Here is a 16074-nt window from a genome sequence, read left to right as displayed (position 1 = left end):
ATGAAGACAAATTTGAAATGGTTGAATGAATACTTGAAGCCAGGTTTGGATTTGAGCGAACAGGCCGTTTTGGACCTCACCCAACAAATTGAATTAACGGCTGTTGAAGTCGAAGAAGTCGGTCAAGCAGCTGCTAAGCAGGACGGTTTGGTTGTTGTCCGTGTTGAGGAAGTGAAGGATCACCCTGATTCTGACCACTTGCACATTACACAGGTCTTTGACGGTAAGGATACTTTCCAAGTCGTCACTGGTGCACCAAACGTTGCCGAAGGCCAATTGGTAATCTTGGCTAGCGTAGGTTCACACATTATTGACCGTGAATCTGGTGAATTGGTTAAGATTCGTAAAGCAAAGTTGCGTGGCGAAGTTTCATACGGAATGCTGTCAGCCTTGCAAGAGATTGGCCTACCCGATGCGGTTTGTCCAACACCAATCGAAGATGGTATCTACGTCTTTGATGCAAATTCAGGCGTAAAACCTGGGGATGATGCGCTAGAAGTTCTTGGCTTGAAGGACCCAATGATTGATACTGATTTGACACCGAACCGTGCCGATTTGTTATCAATGCGTGGGATGGCCTATGAATTAGCTGCCATGACTGGACAGGGTGTTCAGGAAGTGACTGAAAATGGTGCCACAGAAGCGGCCTTCTTAGCGGATGACCAAATTTCTGCTGCAATCGATAGTCCTGAATTGGCCACTGGAATTGCGATGTCTGTTGTCAATGGCGTTTCTGTTGCACCTAGTGCATTAGCAATGCAAAGCCGCTTGTGGACTTCTGGCATTAAGCCAGTTAACAACGTCTTGGACGCGATGCATTACTGGCTGTTGGCTTCTGGACAACCTTTGGCAGCCTTTGACTTGGATAAGCTGGCCGATAAAGTCGTTCGTGTGCGCTTGGCGGAAGAAGGCGAAGTGCTAGGTCAAGGGGATGGCGAAGAAGCGATTGCCCTCCGTGCTGGTAAAGACATTGTCTTGTCGGCTGGTAAGCAAATCATCGCCTTAGCAGGGATTGCTGCTGACCCAGACTTTGCCGTAAATGAAGAGACAAAGAATGTGTTGCTTGTGGCTGGTCAGTATAACCCAAGTGCCATTCGTCAAGCTGCTCGTCGTCATGCTTTGCGTTCAGAATCATCCTTCCGCTTGGAACGTGGCATTGATTTGTCAAACACTAAGGAAGCTCTTGCTTCAGCTGCTAACGCTGTTGCTAAGAACGCTAAGGGAGAATTGGCCAAGGGTCAGGCTGTTGATGGCTTTGAAAACAGCGAACCGGTTGTGATTAAGACAACGGTGGCACGAATTAACCAGGTTTTGGGAACGACTTTGTCGAACGAAACGGTGGTTGAACTGCTTGAAAAGTTAGCGCTGACAGTTGCGAACAAGGATGGCCAATTGACAGTGACGGTCCCTGGTCGACGCACGGATTTGACTATCCCAGCCGATTTAGTTGAAGAAGTTGGCCGCCTTTATGGCTACGACAACTTGCCAACGGCTTTGATTGATGGCCAGTCAACGGCAGGTGATTTAACAGCACGTCAAAAGAAAATTCGTGCCTCACGTAAGATAATGCAAGCTTTGGGATTTGACCAAGCCATTTCTTACGCCTTGATGACGCCTGAAAAGGCAACGGCCTTCAACATGGTTGGACAACATCCAGTTTTGGCTTTGGACTACCCAATGTCTTCTGACCGAACGACAGCCCGTCAAAATTTGATTTCAGGTTTGATTGATGATGTCGCTTATAACGTGGCACGTTCCGTTAAGAACATTGCTTTGTACGAACAGGGCCGTGTTTTCTTGAATGATAATGCTGCCGTTCAGCCAATTGAAGAGGAACACATTGCCGGCATTCTTGTTGGATCGATTGCTGAATCGACTTGGCAGGCAACGGAGAAGGAACGCGAGGTAGACTTTTACGCCATGAAGGGACGGGTAGAAAGCTACCTGGAAAACATTGGTATTGAGCACGTTACTTTCAAGCAAGCACAGAAGATGCAGAACATGCACCCTGGTCAAACGGCTGATGTTTATTCTGGTGGTATCTATCTTGGTTACGTTGGGCAAGTACATCCTGAATTTGTTGCTAAGCAAAAGTTACCAGCCATCTTCGCTTTTGAATTGAATTTGGAAGAAATTATTCGTTTGGCAAAACGTGACAATGCTTACCAACCAATTTCGCGTTACCCTCAAATTAGCCGTGACTTGGCAATTTTGGTTGACCAGAACGTTACGAACCAAGCGGTTCTTGATACCATTTGGGAAACTGCTGGTAAGCATTTGAAGGATGTTTCCTTCTTTGACTTGTACACTGGAAAGGGAACGCCTGAAGGCAAGAAGTCATTGGCCTATCAATTGACCTACCAAGATCAAGAAAACACCTTAGTTGAAGAGCACGTTGCAAAGGACTTTGACAAGGTTACAAAGGCCTTGGAAGAGCAACTTGCTGCCGAGATTCGTTAATATCATTTGTAAGCTGACCGTAAACCCCGTATAATCGAGGTAAAACGATAGCTAAGTAGGAATTCGCCTCATGGCAAAAATTATTATTAATGGTGGCCACAAAGTCTCTGGTCAAGTGACTATTGGTGGTGCTAAAAACTCAACAGTAGCCCTGATTCCAGCAGCTATTTTAGCTGATACAGCGGTTCACTTTGACAACGTTCCACAAATTTTGGACGTTAAAAACTTACAATATATTTTAGCCGCCATGAATGTTCATTCAAACTTTCATGATGGCGACCTAGAAATTGATCCAACAACCATCAAGGAAGCGCCATTGCCAGCAACGGCCATTAAGTCTTTGCGTGCCTCCTACTATTTCATGGGGGCATTGCTTGGACGCTTTGGTCGTGCAACGGTGACTTTCCCGGGTGGTGATAACTTAGGTTCACGTCCCATTGACCAGCACATTAAGGGCTTTGAAGCACTTGGTGCGAAGGTCACTGAAAAAGATGATGTGATTAACATCGATGCGACTGAAAACGGATTGGTTGGGGCACGCATTGCTCTTGATACGGTTTCAGTTGGAGCCACGATTAACATTATTTTGGCTGCGGTTCGTGCTCAGGGCCAAACCATTATTGAAAACGTGGCCAAAGAGCCTGAAATTATCGATATTGCAACCTTTTTGAACAATATGGGTGCTAATATTCGTGGGGCCGGTACGGATACTATCCGTATTACTGGTGTTGATACGTTGAAGGCCCAGAATACGCACACGGTTATTCCGGATCGTATTGAAGCCGGAACGTACATGTCAATGGCTGCTGCATATGGAAACGGTGTAACAGTGCAAAACGTCATTCCTGAACACTTGGAGTCATACACTTCGAAGTTGATTGAAATGGGCGTTGATATGACAATCGGTGAGGACTCGATTTACATCGGTCCTTCCCGTGCTTTGAAGCCTGTTCAAATTAAGACGATGCCTTATCCTGGTTTCGCCACTGATTTGCAACAGCCAATCACACCTTTGCTATTTCTAGCAGATGGTGAGTCAACAATCATCGAGACGATTTACCCAAAGCGTATTCGCCACATTGCTGAATTACGTCGAATGGGGGCTGATGTTGCCTCGTTGAACCCAGGTGAAATTAAGGTTAACCATTCAGAACGCTTGGTTGGAACAACGGTTGAAGCCGCTGAAATCCGCGCAGGAGCCGCCTTGGTTATTGCAGCCATTATGGCCGATGGGCAAACGGTTATCGATAACGCTTCTCACATTTTGCGTGGTTACGACCGCTTGGCTGAAAAGCTTCGTGGACTAGGTGTTGACCTAACCATTGAAGGCGTTGATTTAATCAATTTAATGCCATAAGTTCTTGTCAAAAAGTAGCGAACATGCTACACTAATACAGTTAATAACTGACTCTGGCTATGAATAGTCAGGGCGCTAAGGAGATCAATCATGAAAGCAAACATCCACCCAAATTACCGTCCAGTTGTCTTCATCGACGCCGCTACTGGTAAGAAGTTCTTGTCAGCTTCAACTGTTGAAACTGAAACAACTGCAGAATTCGAAGGTCAAGAATACCCATCAGTACGTATGGATATCACTTCAGACTCACACCCATTCTACACTGGTAAGCAGAAGTTTACTCAGGCTGATGGTGCCGTTGACAAGTTTAACAAGAAGTTTGCTAACTTCGGTTTCAAGAACAAGTAAGTTCTTAAATGAAAAGCGCCCACCTCGGTGGACGCTTTTTCTTTTTCGAGTTTCGTCTCAGTACCCTATTTAGGAGTAATCATGGCAAAGACAACACCACCAGTAAAGCTAAATGAAAAAGTCGAATTGACCATTTCAAAGATTCGTCAGAACGGGATGGGCTTGGCTTTTGCTGATGATAAGAAGCAGTACCCAGTTTATTTGGCGGATGCCATGCTAGGCGAGACCGTTTTGGCGGAAATTATTCAAGTCGATAAGCTATCAGCTTACGGTCGCATTGTCTCTTGGGTTGAAAAAAATCCCGAACGGATTGATGCCAACCGTGCCTATCTGCTTGAAGCTGGAACGGCACCCTTAGTGAACTGGGCTTACCCAGCACAAAAGGCTTGGAAGCAGTCGCTCGTTAAGGAGAATTTTGCTGCTTCTGGACTGGATGTTCAGGTGGCAGAAGCAGTTACCATGGACGAAGATGTACCCTCTTACTACCGCAATAAGACGGTTGTGCCGGTTAAGTGGCAGGGCGGTAAACTTCTATCTGGATTCTACCAGCGGGGCACACACGAACTTGTGCCCATGGAAGACTACTTTGTTAATAACAAACGGCTGGACGAAGTAATTGTGATTGTCCGAAATATTTTGGAGAAGTTGCAGATATCTGCTTATGACCCCGATACAGAAAAAGGGGCCATTCGTTACATCATGGTGCGCCGGGGTTACTATTCAAAACAGTTGATGGTGGTTCTGGTTTCAAATGAAACGACTTTGCCAAAAAGAGATGAACTGGTCGATGAAATTGTTGCTGCTTTGCCGGATTTAACTTCCTTGGTTTTGAATAAGGCGCCTAAGAAGGATTACGTTCAATTGTCGGCAGATAATGAAACTTTGTACGGCAAGAGCCAAATTGAAGATTCTTTGTTAGGCAAGCGCTTCTTGATTGGGCCGAACTCTTTCTACCAAGTGAATCCAGTAATGACTGAGAAGCTTTACCAGACGGCAGCTGACTTAGCGAACTTGAAGGAGTCTGACCTAGTGGTGGACGCCTACGCTGGTATCGGTACGATTGGTATGTCGGTGGCAGACCGGGTCAAGCAGGTGATTGGTGTTGAGGTGGTACCTGGTGCAGTCGCCGATGCCCAAAAGAACTTAGCTCTGAATGGTATTAAAAACGCAACTTACATCTTAAAGGATGCGCCGGAGCAATTCGTGGAATGGGAAGCAAAAGGCGTGCGTCCTGACGTTGTCTTCGTTGACCCACCCCGCCGTGGTTTAACCCCTAAATTGATTGAGAAGACAGCCCTAATGGGACCGGACCGAGTGGTCTATGTGTCATGTAATCCGCTCACGGCTGCGCGTGATTGTGCGCTCTTTAAAGAGGCCGGTTACGAAATCAAAGGTCCAGTTGTGCCAGTTGATCAATTCCCACAAACCGCCCATATTGAAACGGTAACGGTCCTTAAAAAAAAGCGGTAAAATGAAGACAGCTTTCAACGGGGTGATGCCTGTTGGATACGTTTCATAACAAATTGGTTTAGAGAATTTTTTTACTTATAAAGTCAAAGGATAATTTCATGAAGTTAACTTTAGCAGAGGTTCAGAAGGCAACAAATGGTCGTTTGCAAGGGCAAGAGAACACGGTGGTCACTGGTGTTTCTTTTGACTCCCGGCAGGTAAAAGAGGGGGACCTCTTTATTGCCCTTGTTGGTGAAAACGACGGCCATGACTACATCCAAATGGCGATGGATAAGGGTGCAACGGCAGTGCTAGCCCAAGAGGGCCACGTAGTGCCTGGCGATGTATCTGCGGTAATTGTGCCTGATACCTTAAGTGGCTTACAAGAACTGAGCCAGTATTACTTGAATCAGGTAAAGCCAACGGTTATTGCCATTACCGGTTCCAATGGTAAGACGACGACCAAGGATATGACGGCGGCTATTTTGTCTTGTCAGTTCAAGACTTTTAAAACACCTGAAAACTTTAACAATGAAATCGGATTACCGGTGACTATTTTGTCCATGCCAGCAGACACTGAAATGTTGGTTTTGGAAATGGGAATGGACCGTCCTGGCCAATTAACCGCTCTTTCAAATTTAGCTAAACCTGATATTGCTGTGATTACCATGATTGGGGAAGCACACTTGGAGTTCTTTAAGACGCGTGCCAACATTGCCAAGGCAAAGTTGGAAATTGCAAACGGCTTGAAGAAAGATGGTTTGTTCTTAATTCCAGCAGATGAACCTTTGCTAACGGAAGCGGAGAACCTGCCTGTGAATACAAAGACTTTTGGACCTGTTCCAGCAGAGATTCAAGAATCCTTGCATGAAACGTCATGGACGGAACAGGGGCAAGTATTTGCAATTCCAATGCTTGGTCGTTATAATGTTAAGAATGCAGAAGCAGCGATTATGGTTGGTCAAGCACTTGGCTTAGACCTCAAGACCATGGCAAGTGCTTTGGCACATTTTGATTTAACGAAGAATCGAACAGAGATATTGACGGCTACGTCTGGCGCTCAGTTAATCTCAGATGTTTATAATGCAAACCCAACGGCCACCAAGGAAGTGTTAGCTTCTTTGGCAAAGGATAGTGCGACAAGGCCTGTTCTCGTGTTAGGCGACATGTTGGAATTGGGCGAGCAAGGGCCTGCTTTACACGCTGGTTTAGACGAAGCTGTTTTGAAAGCTCGGCCAAAGCAGGTTGATTTAGTTGGACCACTCATGGTTGAAAACTTGGCACCAGCTCTTCAAAAGGCTGATCAGCAATTGGATTTACGTACTTACCAGGCTGACCAACTGGACCAGCTGAGCCGAGATTTACAAAATGAATTAACAGAGGATGACCTTGTGTTTTTAAAGGCTTCCCACGGAATTCACTTGGAAAAAGTCCTGGCGACTTTAACTGGAAAGTAGGAAGAGCATGCTGAAACGAACTGACCTATTTCCCGCGAGGGTAAAGGTTAGCTGGACGAAGCAACCCTTGTTTTATGTTTTTGCCATTTTAGCGCTGATTATTTTATTGATTGTTCTTGTGATGATTTCTTCTAAAAAAGAGGATAAGCACATCGTTAACAAGGCCACAGCCGCTACCTCGATTAACCTTGAAAAAAAGGTGAATCCAAAGGAAAAGGTTGCGACTAAACTTGATCAGTCTTTAACTGGCGCTCATTTTTCTGGAACAGCCTTAGTCGTTAAAAACGGGAAAGTCCTTCTTCATAAGGGCTATGGTAAGGCAAACGTTCAAAAGGAAAAATGGAATGGTCCGACAACGACTTTTCCGGTAGCTTCGACGGCTAAAATCTTAACTGCCATTTTAATTGGACAACAGGTTGATGCTGGAAAGCTCAAGTATGACACGAAGCTTTCTGACTTTTATCCTGGGGTACAAAATGCGGACCAAATTACGGTTCGAGACCTTTTGACCATGACTTCTGGCTTGAAACAGAGTAAGCAACCGGATAGCTATACTGATGATATGGCAAACGTGGACTTCTCGGCAGCTAACGCTGAAAGTTCTGGTGGGGTGATTGGAACTGGGGCTGGTTGGTCTTACCAGCCAATTAACTATCGTTTGCTTGCGGGTATTTTGATGAAGGTGACTGGTAAATCCTACCAGGAATTAGCAGAGCAGACCTTCAATAAGAAGGCGAAACTAGGGATTTTATACTATCCAGCCTTTAAGAAGGCGGATAATCTCGCCAATGCTTACCAAGTAGGAACTGAGAGCGAGCGAGATGTCACTACGGTTGAATACCAACGTGAAACAGGTACGGGAAACGTTTCAATGACGACCGGCCAACTTTATCAGTTATATCGTGATTTCTTTGATAATAAGTTTGTAAAGAATCATAAAGACCTGCTCAAGCAACACCTTCCGGCACATTATGCTTCAGGTTTGTATGGTTATGGTGACGTTTATGAGGGACACGGTATCTTTTCTGGATATGAATCGAATGTAGTTGTTTCAAACCATGGAAAGAACGCTGTTATTTTACTTTCTAACCAGTATGATAATGAACATTCAGTTCAAAAGATTGGTCAGCAATTCTTCACGGAGTTGACCGGGGAAGCGGCCCCTTAATGCCGCATAAGTACCGATTTTGGTCGGTACCAATTGAGTCAGCCCAGCTAGACTATAAACCGCTCGGCCTTTTAAACGCGCAGGAAGCGCGTTATCATAGATGTAGACCAATTTTGGTCTTAGAGCGCGCTTTTTGTGCTTTTAAAGGAGAAAATTTTGAAGTTTGAAGAACTCGGCTTGTCACAAGCCATTTTGCAGTCCATCGCCGCCCACGGATACGTGGAAGCAACGCCAATTCAGGAAAAGACTATTCCTTTGACTTTGGCCGGCAAGGACGTTATCGGGCAAGCACAAACGGGAACTGGTAAGACAGCTGCCTTTGGTTTGCCAATTTTGGAACACATTGATTTGGATAACCCTAACATTCAAGCGGTTATCATTTCCCCAACTCGTGAATTGGCAATTCAAACTGCCGATGAATTGAAGAAGTTGGGATCAGACAAGCACGTTAACGTGCAAGTTGTCTTCGGTGGATCAGACATTCGCCGTCAGATTCAAGGCTTGAAGTCAAAGCCACAAATCTTGGTTGGAACTCCTGGTCGTTTGCTTGACCACATCAACCGTAAGACTGCTAAGTTGGATAAGGTTCAGACTTTGGTCTTGGATGAAGCCGACGAAATGTTGAACATGGGATTCTTGGATGACATCGAAGCAATCATTGCTAAGGTAAACCCTGAACGCCAGACGTTGCTCTTCTCAGCCACTATGCCTGAATCAATTCGTCGTATCGGGGTGAAGTTCATGACGAACCCTGAGATGGTTAAAATTGAAGCAAAGCAATTGACGACTGACTTGGTTGAACAATTCTTCATCCGTTGCCGTCACGAAGAAAAGTTTGATGCTTTGACTCGTACGATTGATATTCAAGAACCATTCTTGGGAATTGTTTTCGGACGTACAAAGCGTCGTGTTGAAGAATTGGCCCGTGGATTGGAAGCGCGTGGTTACCGTGCTGCTGGTTTGCACGGTGATTTGACACAGCAAATGCGTTCACGTGTCTTGGATCAGTTTAAGAAGCACGAAATCAACTTGTTGGTTGCCACTGATGTGGCTGCCCGTGGATTGGATGTTAAGGACGTTTCTCACGTTTATAACTTTGATATTCCTCAAGATCCAGAATCATACGTTCACCGTATTGGACGTACTGGTCGTGCCGGTGCCACAGGTACTTCTGTTACTTTGGTTGCGCCAAATGAAATGGACTACTTGCGTGCCATCGAAGATTTGACGAAGAAGCGCATGACGCCATTGCAACCTGCTACTTTGCAGGAAGCTCGTCTGGGACGTATTAACGGCTCACTTGACGAAGCAGCTGCTTTGATGGGCAAGGTTAAGCCAGAAGAAATGCAAGCACAGGTTGCAGCATTGATGAGCCAGTTCACACCAGAACAATTGGCTGCTGGTTTGTTGGCATCCGTTGCCGGCTTGGAAAAGCAAAACGCCCCTGTGACATTGTCACGCGAACGTCCATTGCCACGCCGTAAGGGTGGTAAGGGCGGCTCACGCGGAGGCTACCGTGGTGGAAACCGTCGTGGCAACGGTGGTGGATACCGTGGACACCGTGATGGTGAACGTCGCGGAAATGGTGGCGGAGGCTACCGTGGCCGTCGCGATGGCGAACGCCGTGGAAATGGTGAACGTCGTGGTAACGGTGGTGGTTACAAGGGTAACAACCATGGCGGCGAACGCCGTGGAAATGGTCAAGGCCGCAAGCGTGACTTCACTGTTCGTGAAAAGGGCTAAGCCATTATAATTTAACGAATAAAACTTATAAAACCGTCTGTTATCAGACGGTTTTTGTGTTTATAATGGAACTAGATATGAAGGGAGGGCGCCATGACTTTTGAAGAAACATTGGCTTATATTCATTCCCGGCCAAAGTCTGGGAAAAAGGATAGTCAGGCTCGTATGGCTGCCCTTCTTTCAGCCTTGAAACATCCAGAAAAACATTTACCAGCCGTTATTCACGTCACGGGAACAAATGGTAAGGGGTCGGTGGCCACGATGCTCTCCGCCATCGGACAGGCTGATGGCTTAAAAGTCGGGCTCTTTACCTCGCCCTATATCATTGCATTTAACGACCGTTTTCAGATTAATGGTCAGGATATTTCAGATGATGAATTGACTAAGATAACCGGTCGAGTGAAATCAGCCGCTGATCAAGTTGAAAAAGATTCGGATGGAGAGTTGCGTCCCACTGAATTTGAAGTGGTCACGGCCATTATGTTTTGTTATTTTTCTGAGTCAGCACTGGATTTAGCCGTCATTGAAGTTGGCATTGGCGGCCTCTATGATTCAACAAATTTGATGCCCCAAAAGGAAGTCGCAGTAATTACCTCCGTTGCCCTTGATCACCAGGCGATGCTTGGGGATACTTTGGCTGAGATTGCCAAACAAAAGGCTGGCATTATCTTAGAAAAACAGCCAACAGTCATTGGACCCAACATTCCGAAAGAGGCGCTATCCGTGATTAAGAAGGAGTGCCTGAAAAAGGAAAGCTCTCTCGTTTTAGCCGAACGGACATTCTTGAAGTCGAATTTGCACGGTGAATTTCAGGAGGAAAATAAAGCGACAGCTGTTACGGCCTATCGAGTATTTCGACCAAATGTGGAAGAAAAGGTTCTTCAAGAAGGTTTATCAACAGCCTTTATTCCTGGACGCTTTGAAGAGGTATTGCCGGATGTTTATCTTGATGGGGCGCATAACCCCGCTGGCTTAAGCGCATTAAGAAAAACGATTGATAAAAAGTTTGATCAACCGGTCCTCTTTGTTATTGGGGCTTTAGCTGATAAGCATATTGAGACATCCTTAAGAACGCTTTCAGATGACTCTAAGATTGACTTGTTTTTCTTTGATTATGAAGGGCTGCCAGGAAGAGCGGGTATGAAGGTGCCTGACTTTCTAACTAATCAGCGGCTTTGCTCAGTTGATGAGGCAGTAGAACTTGCTCATAACAGTCATCGACCGCTAGTATTTACTGGTTCACTTTACTTTATCTCAGATGTAAGGAGGCATTTATGCCAGAAGAAAAAACACTTAGTCCAAAATTGATTCTAAGTATTTTATCAATTGCACTTATTGCTTTTACAGACATCATGTTGGAAACGGCCTTGAACGTGTCTTTTCCAGTGTTGATGAAAGAGTTGCACGTGGATGCAGCGACCGTTCAGTGGCTGACATCTGGCGTTATTTTGCTGACTTCGATGGTGATTATCATGTCATCTTGGCTGAAGGATCGCTTTCACAACCGTTCCCAGTTCATGGCTGCTGGAATCATTTCACTGGTTGGAATTTTAATTGATGCGGTATCGAATCAGTTCCCCATGGTTCTTCTTGGACGACTCCTGCAAGGTGTTGGAGCCGGTGTTGGTCTTCCTTTGATGAACAACGTGATTTTCGAACAGGTACCAGCCAACCGACGTGGAACGATGGTTGGATTAGCCTCTTTGATTGTTTCTTTCTCACCTGCCTTAGGCCCTGCCTTCGGAGGATTTTTAACGGATGCCTTTGGTTGGCACATGGTCTTTTGGGTAGTGATTCCTTTGCAATTGCTAGCCCTCGGGCTAGGTTGGGCAACCATTCAGCAAACGGTACCTACTAAGAAGGTCAAGTTTGACCTGATTGGTTGGTTGCTCTTGTCAACCTTTTTCATCGGTGGCTTGATTACCATTGACCGTTTCTCTGCAGATGGCCTTTGGAATGTACCAAGCATGATTGCTTTAGCAGCCTTTGTCTTTGGACTGTTAGGCTATTACCTATACGCTCGAAACGAGAAGGAACCATTACTTTCACCAAGTATGTTTGCAAAGCCAATGTTTCGGCTCTCTGTTTTTGCAGCCTTTATTCTGCAGATGGTTAACTTGACCTTTAACTATGCTATTCCAATGGGCTTGCAGTTGATTTTGCACCAAAGTTCATCCGTAGCTGGTTTAGTTTTGTTCCCAGGTGCTCTTGGATTAGCATTCATGGCGGTGATTTCTGGAAATCTGTATGACCGGTTTGGGGTGCGTTTGCCAAATAACATTGGCTTAGCCTTAATTACTTCCGGAGTTGCCTTTATGGCCGTTCTCCCACTCACCGTATTGACTGCAACCGTGGGCTTTTCACTCATGCAGTTAGGCGTTGGTTTCTGGAACGGAAACAACATGACCAATGCCATTTCAAACATGGACCGGAAGTACCACAATGCTGGTAATTCCATCTTTGCTGCGGTAAATAATTATTCTGCCGCCGTTGGAATTGCTTTGGCTGCTTCAATCGTTTCGGTTTTCCAGAACAATGCCAGTTCTTTGTCACATGGAACTGCCCTTGGAATCCGTTGGACCTATATCATGGATTTGATTCTAACGATTATTGCTGCTGCCATGTCACTCCGTATCATGAAGATGACGGATGCATTGAAGGCAGAAAAAGACGAAGCTTAAAAGAAAAAGACCTGATTTTCGTACTATTCTCTAAGGAGGATGGTGATGAAGAATCAGGTTTTTTCTTTTTATGAAAGTCTGGGAGAAGATGCCAGGCAGCAGACGGATATTTTTGAATTATACTTTCCCAGTGGCTATGACTTTCTGGAGATGGATCAGGATACTAAGGAGGATTTTATCTCAGAGAATCCAAGGGTAAATAAGGCGCTATTACACGCTCTATTTGCTGGGCAGAAGATGAATCAATATGCAAGACACCGCTTGATTTCTGCTAAGCATTCTGAAAGTTTCGGCCGTTTTGCACAAGCAGAGATGGGTCACTTGAAACAGGAGCAGGTTTGTTTAGCACTCTTAAACACGCAGTTGGATATGATTGGATGGGAGGTGGTTTTCGTTGGTACTTTAACTGAAGTATCGGCCTCCCCTCGTGAAATTTTTCAACGGGCCTTGCTTGCAAATGCTTATGGAATTATGTTGGCTCACAATCATCCCTCTGGGAACGTCCTGCCTTCGGAAGCGGACCGGTATTTTACAAAACGGTTAAAGTCCTTGGGTAAACAGTTGGGACTACCGCTAATTGATTCCTTTATTATCACGAAGTCCTCCTATTGGTCCTTTGTTGAAGAGGAGGGGGATTAATTTAAAAAAATAATCTTTAAAATGGAATTCCTAAGCAGTGAGTGAACAATAAAAATGGTAAACTAAGGGAAGAGAAAGATTGGAAAGGGGCTACAGTATGCCTGCAAAAATCGTAATGATTGGTGGTGGGTCAGGGTTACCTGTGATCATTAAGCCACTGGTTAAGGCGGACGTTGATTTAACGGCCATTGTAACAGTAGCTGATGACGGCGGTTCGTCTGGTCTCCTACGCGATTACGTTAACATTATTCCACCTGGGGATATTCGAAACATTCTTGTTGCCATGTCCAGTGCTGATCAGAAGTTATTGGACCTCTTTCAATACCGTTTCCAAACACACGATGACTTTTTAGCTAAGCACGCTGTTGGGAACCTATTGATTGCCGCTTTGACGGAAATGACAGGGGATGTTTCAGAAGCAATTCGTGAGCTGTCACACTACCTTAAAATTAAAGGGCAGGTTTATCCAGTTGCTAAGGAACCATTGATTTTGAATGCGAAGACATTATCAGGTGAACATTTGTCTGGTGAAGCAGCGATTACGGCTGCCCACCAAGCTTTGGATACGGTTTGGGTATCTGCTTCAAAGGACAATCAAAAAATTGAGGCGAATCCAGAGGCCATTGATGCCATCTTATCGGCGGATATGATTGTCTATGGACCAGGATCACTCTTTACCTCAATCCTTCCAAACATCGTTGTACCAGGTGTTAAAGAAGCTTTGCAAGTAACACCAGCTAAGCAGGTTTACATTGCAAACATCATGACCCAAAAGGGTGAAACGGACGCCTATACGGATGCCGAACACCTAGAAGTCTTGGACCGTCACCTTGGGAAAAACCTGGTTGATGCGGTTTTGACTAATCAAACAGAAGTTCCTGATGATTTTGTTGATTACCAACGCTGGGGCGAAATTTCCACACAGGTTAAGCAGGACCCAGAGGCAATTGAAAAGTTGAATGCCCAGGTTGTTTCACGGGACTTCCTATTACTGCGTGATGCTGGTGCTTTCCACGATGGTGAAAAGGTTGCAAAAGTCTTGCTGTCATTGTTGGAGGATTGAAAATGTCCTTTGCTGCAGAAGTAAAAAAAGAATTGACTGGACGCATTGTTTCAGATGACGCTGCTAAGCCTGAACTAGCTGCACTTTTACAAATGAATGGTGTTACGACGCTAGGATTTGAACAAGAAGTTCGCGTGCAAACTGACAATCCAGCCATTGCCCGTCGAATCTATACTTTGATTCGCCAGTCCTATCCAAAGGCGGAAGTGGATGTTGCGGTTAAGCAACAATTTGCTTTATCGGAGCACAAAGTGTTGACGGTTATTTTACACACTGAAGTGCAAGAGATATTGGATGATTTGGGCGTTGATCCCTTTGGAATTGACCAGTCTGTTCCAGCCTGGCTTTTAAATACTGAAGACAAGCGTGCCGCCTTTTTACGAGGGGCTTTTCTAGCAGCTGGATCTGTGAACTCACCTGAAAAGTCCAACTACCATTTGGAGATTTCGACTGGTCAGGAGGGGCTGGCCGAGCAGTTACTAGGCCTGATTAATGACTTTTTGATGCCGGTCAAGATGATTGCTCGCTCAAAGCACTACGTTTTGTATATTAAGCGTTCAGACAAGATTGTCGAGTTCTTGAAGTTAATTGGCGCGACGGAAACGATGCTCCGCTTTGAAGATATTCGTTTGGCGAAGGATATGCGTAATTCTGCCAATCGGATGATGAATGCCGATATGGCGAACCTGCAAAAGGTGGCAGATGCCGCTAATGCGCAGGTACAGGTGATTTTAACTATCCAGTCGGAAATCGGCGATTTGGATGAACTGCCAGCGAAGCTGGCCGACTTTGCCAGAGTACGCTTGGAACATCCGGATGCTTCATTGACCGAAGTTGGTAATTATTTGGAGATTTCCAAGTCCGGGGCTAATCACCGAATGCGCAAGCTAAAGGAATTGGCCAAGCAAATTGAAGACGGTACTTTTGATGCCGATAAACTATGATAAAAAGGGGGGGGAGCCCTTTTTTGTTTAGAAAAAGTCTTTTATGCGTTACAATAGAACACTAAAGAAGAATAAAGGAGATTACTATGTGGCCTGGAGTTATTGAACAAACTGCAAATGGGCGTGAGTCCTACGACTTGCCATCACGACTTTTGAAGGACCGAATTATTTTGGTTCAAGGTGAAGTGGAAGATAGCATGGCAACTTCTATCGTTGCCCAATTGCTCTTCTTGGAAGCACAAGACCCAGATAAAGAAATTTCCATGTACATCAATTCACCTGGTGGTTCAGTGACTGCAGGACTATCAATCACCGATACGATGAACTTTATCAAGGCACCGGTTACAACCATTGTGATGGGGTTGGCTGCGTCAATGGGAACCATCATTGCTTCTTCTGGTGAAAAGGGGCACCGTTTCATGTTGCCAAACGCTGAATACCTGATTCACCAACCAATGGGTGGTGCTGCTGGTGGTACGCAACAGTCAGACATGGCCATTATCGCTGAGCAATTGACGAAGACTCGTCAAAAGTTGAACCAAATCTTGTCAGATAACTCTGGTAAAGATTTGAAGACGATTGCCCGAGATACCGAACGTGATTACTGGATGTCAGCAGAAGAAACACTAAAGTACGGACTGATTGATGGAATCATGGAAAAGGCCGGGGAAAAGCCAATTACTTTAAAAAAGTAAGGTTCTAATCTAGCTTACTTCAAAAGTTTGAAGTATAATGAACATACAGACAGAAAAAATTGGAGGACGA

Annotated in this window: 13 protein-coding genes; all 13 read left to right on the top strand. The window is 45.2% G+C overall.

Annotation, left to right across the window (positions count from 1 at the left end; genetic code table 11):
- Positions 1–2460, top strand: a complete 2460-nt coding sequence (pheT, locus tag H7198_RS03985) for a phenylalanine--tRNA ligase subunit beta (RefSeq protein WP_274458492.1) — start codon at positions 1–3, stop codon at positions 2458–2460.
- 70 nt (positions 2461–2530) lie between these two features.
- Positions 2531–3817 (top strand): UDP-N-acetylglucosamine 1-carboxyvinyltransferase, encoded by a 1287-nt coding sequence (locus tag H7198_RS03980; RefSeq protein ID WP_274458491.1) that lies wholly within the window; start codon positions 2531–2533, stop codon positions 3815–3817.
- Between the two features lie 90 nt (positions 3818–3907).
- Complete coding sequence (locus H7198_RS03975) at positions 3908–4165, top strand: type B 50S ribosomal protein L31 (protein ID WP_274458490.1); 258 nt, start codon at positions 3908–3910, stop codon at positions 4163–4165.
- A gap of 81 nt (positions 4166–4246) precedes the next feature.
- Positions 4247–5635 carry a 23S rRNA (uracil(1939)-C(5))-methyltransferase RlmD gene (rlmD, locus tag H7198_RS03970; RefSeq protein ID WP_274458489.1) on the top strand — a complete coding sequence of 463 codons (1389 nt, stop codon included), beginning with the start codon at positions 4247–4249 and terminating at the stop codon, positions 5633–5635.
- A 98-nt stretch (positions 5636–5733) separates the two neighbouring features.
- Positions 5734–7071, top strand: coding sequence for a UDP-N-acetylmuramoyl-tripeptide--D-alanyl-D-alanine ligase (locus H7198_RS03965; RefSeq protein ID WP_274458488.1), 1338 nt, complete (start codon positions 5734–5736; stop codon positions 7069–7071).
- A 7-nt stretch (positions 7072–7078) separates the two neighbouring features.
- Complete coding sequence (locus tag H7198_RS03960; RefSeq protein ID WP_274458487.1) at positions 7079–8239, top strand: serine hydrolase domain-containing protein; 1161 nt, start codon at positions 7079–7081, stop codon at positions 8237–8239.
- A 156-nt stretch (positions 8240–8395) separates the two neighbouring features.
- Positions 8396–9982, top strand: a complete 1587-nt coding sequence (locus H7198_RS03955) for a DEAD/DEAH box helicase (protein ID WP_274458486.1) — start codon at positions 8396–8398, stop codon at positions 9980–9982.
- 93 nt (positions 9983–10075) lie between these two features.
- Positions 10076–11290, top strand: coding sequence for a bifunctional folylpolyglutamate synthase/dihydrofolate synthase (locus tag H7198_RS03950; RefSeq protein ID WP_274458485.1), 1215 nt, complete (start codon positions 10076–10078; stop codon positions 11288–11290).
- On the top strand, positions 11257–12663 hold the full coding sequence (locus H7198_RS03945) for an MFS transporter (RefSeq protein WP_274458484.1): 1407 nt from the start codon (positions 11257–11259) through the stop codon (positions 12661–12663). Before H7198_RS03950 ends, H7198_RS03945 begins: the two co-directional genes overlap by 34 nt.
- 45 nt (positions 12664–12708) lie before the next feature.
- Complete coding sequence (locus H7198_RS03940) at positions 12709–13302, top strand: JAB domain-containing protein (protein WP_345945865.1); 594 nt, start codon at positions 12709–12711, stop codon at positions 13300–13302.
- Positions 13303–13399: 97 nt separating this feature from the next.
- Positions 13400–14365: a gluconeogenesis factor YvcK family protein gene (locus H7198_RS03935; RefSeq protein ID WP_274458482.1), complete on the top strand. Its 966-nt coding sequence runs from the start codon at positions 13400–13402 to the stop codon at positions 14363–14365.
- Between the two features lie 2 nt (positions 14366–14367).
- Positions 14368–15309, top strand: a complete 942-nt coding sequence (gene whiA, locus H7198_RS03930) for a DNA-binding protein WhiA (RefSeq protein WP_274458480.1) — start codon at positions 14368–14370, stop codon at positions 15307–15309.
- An 86-nt stretch (positions 15310–15395) separates the two neighbouring features.
- Complete coding sequence (locus tag H7198_RS03925; RefSeq protein WP_274458479.1) at positions 15396–16004, top strand: ATP-dependent Clp protease proteolytic subunit; 609 nt, start codon at positions 15396–15398, stop codon at positions 16002–16004.
- The last annotated feature ends 70 nt before the right edge of the window (positions 16005–16074 follow it).

The organism is Fructobacillus sp. CRL 2054, from assembly GCF_028764065.1.
Classification (GTDB): Bacteria; Bacillota; Bacilli; order Lactobacillales; family Lactobacillaceae; genus Fructobacillus.
This window is presented reverse-complemented; position numbering and strand designations above follow the sequence as displayed.

Coding starts and splice junctions, on each gene's coding strand:
- pheT (WP_274458492.1), top strand. CDS start 1: ATGAAGACAAATTTGAAATGGTTGAATGAATACTTGAAGCCAGGTTTG.
- H7198_RS03980 (WP_274458491.1), top strand. CDS start 2,531: ATGGCAAAAATTATTATTAATGGTGGCCACAAAGTCTCTGGTCAAGTG.
- H7198_RS03975 (WP_274458490.1), top strand. CDS start 3,908: ATGAAAGCAAACATCCACCCAAATTACCGTCCAGTTGTCTTCATCGAC.
- rlmD (WP_274458489.1), top strand. CDS start 4,247: ATGGCAAAGACAACACCACCAGTAAAGCTAAATGAAAAAGTCGAATTG.
- H7198_RS03965 (WP_274458488.1), top strand. CDS start 5,734: ATGAAGTTAACTTTAGCAGAGGTTCAGAAGGCAACAAATGGTCGTTTG.
- H7198_RS03960 (WP_274458487.1), top strand. CDS start 7,079: ATGCTGAAACGAACTGACCTATTTCCCGCGAGGGTAAAGGTTAGCTGG.
- H7198_RS03950 (WP_274458485.1), top strand. CDS start 10,076: ATGACTTTTGAAGAAACATTGGCTTATATTCATTCCCGGCCAAAGTCT.
- H7198_RS03945 (WP_274458484.1), top strand. CDS start 11,257: ATGCCAGAAGAAAAAACACTTAGTCCAAAATTGATTCTAAGTATTTTA.
- H7198_RS03940 (WP_345945865.1), top strand. CDS start 12,709: ATGAAGAATCAGGTTTTTTCTTTTTATGAAAGTCTGGGAGAAGATGCC.
- H7198_RS03935 (WP_274458482.1), top strand. CDS start 13,400: ATGCCTGCAAAAATCGTAATGATTGGTGGTGGGTCAGGGTTACCTGTG.
- whiA (WP_274458480.1), top strand. CDS start 14,368: ATGTCCTTTGCTGCAGAAGTAAAAAAAGAATTGACTGGACGCATTGTT.
- H7198_RS03925 (WP_274458479.1), top strand. CDS start 15,396: ATGTGGCCTGGAGTTATTGAACAAACTGCAAATGGGCGTGAGTCCTAC.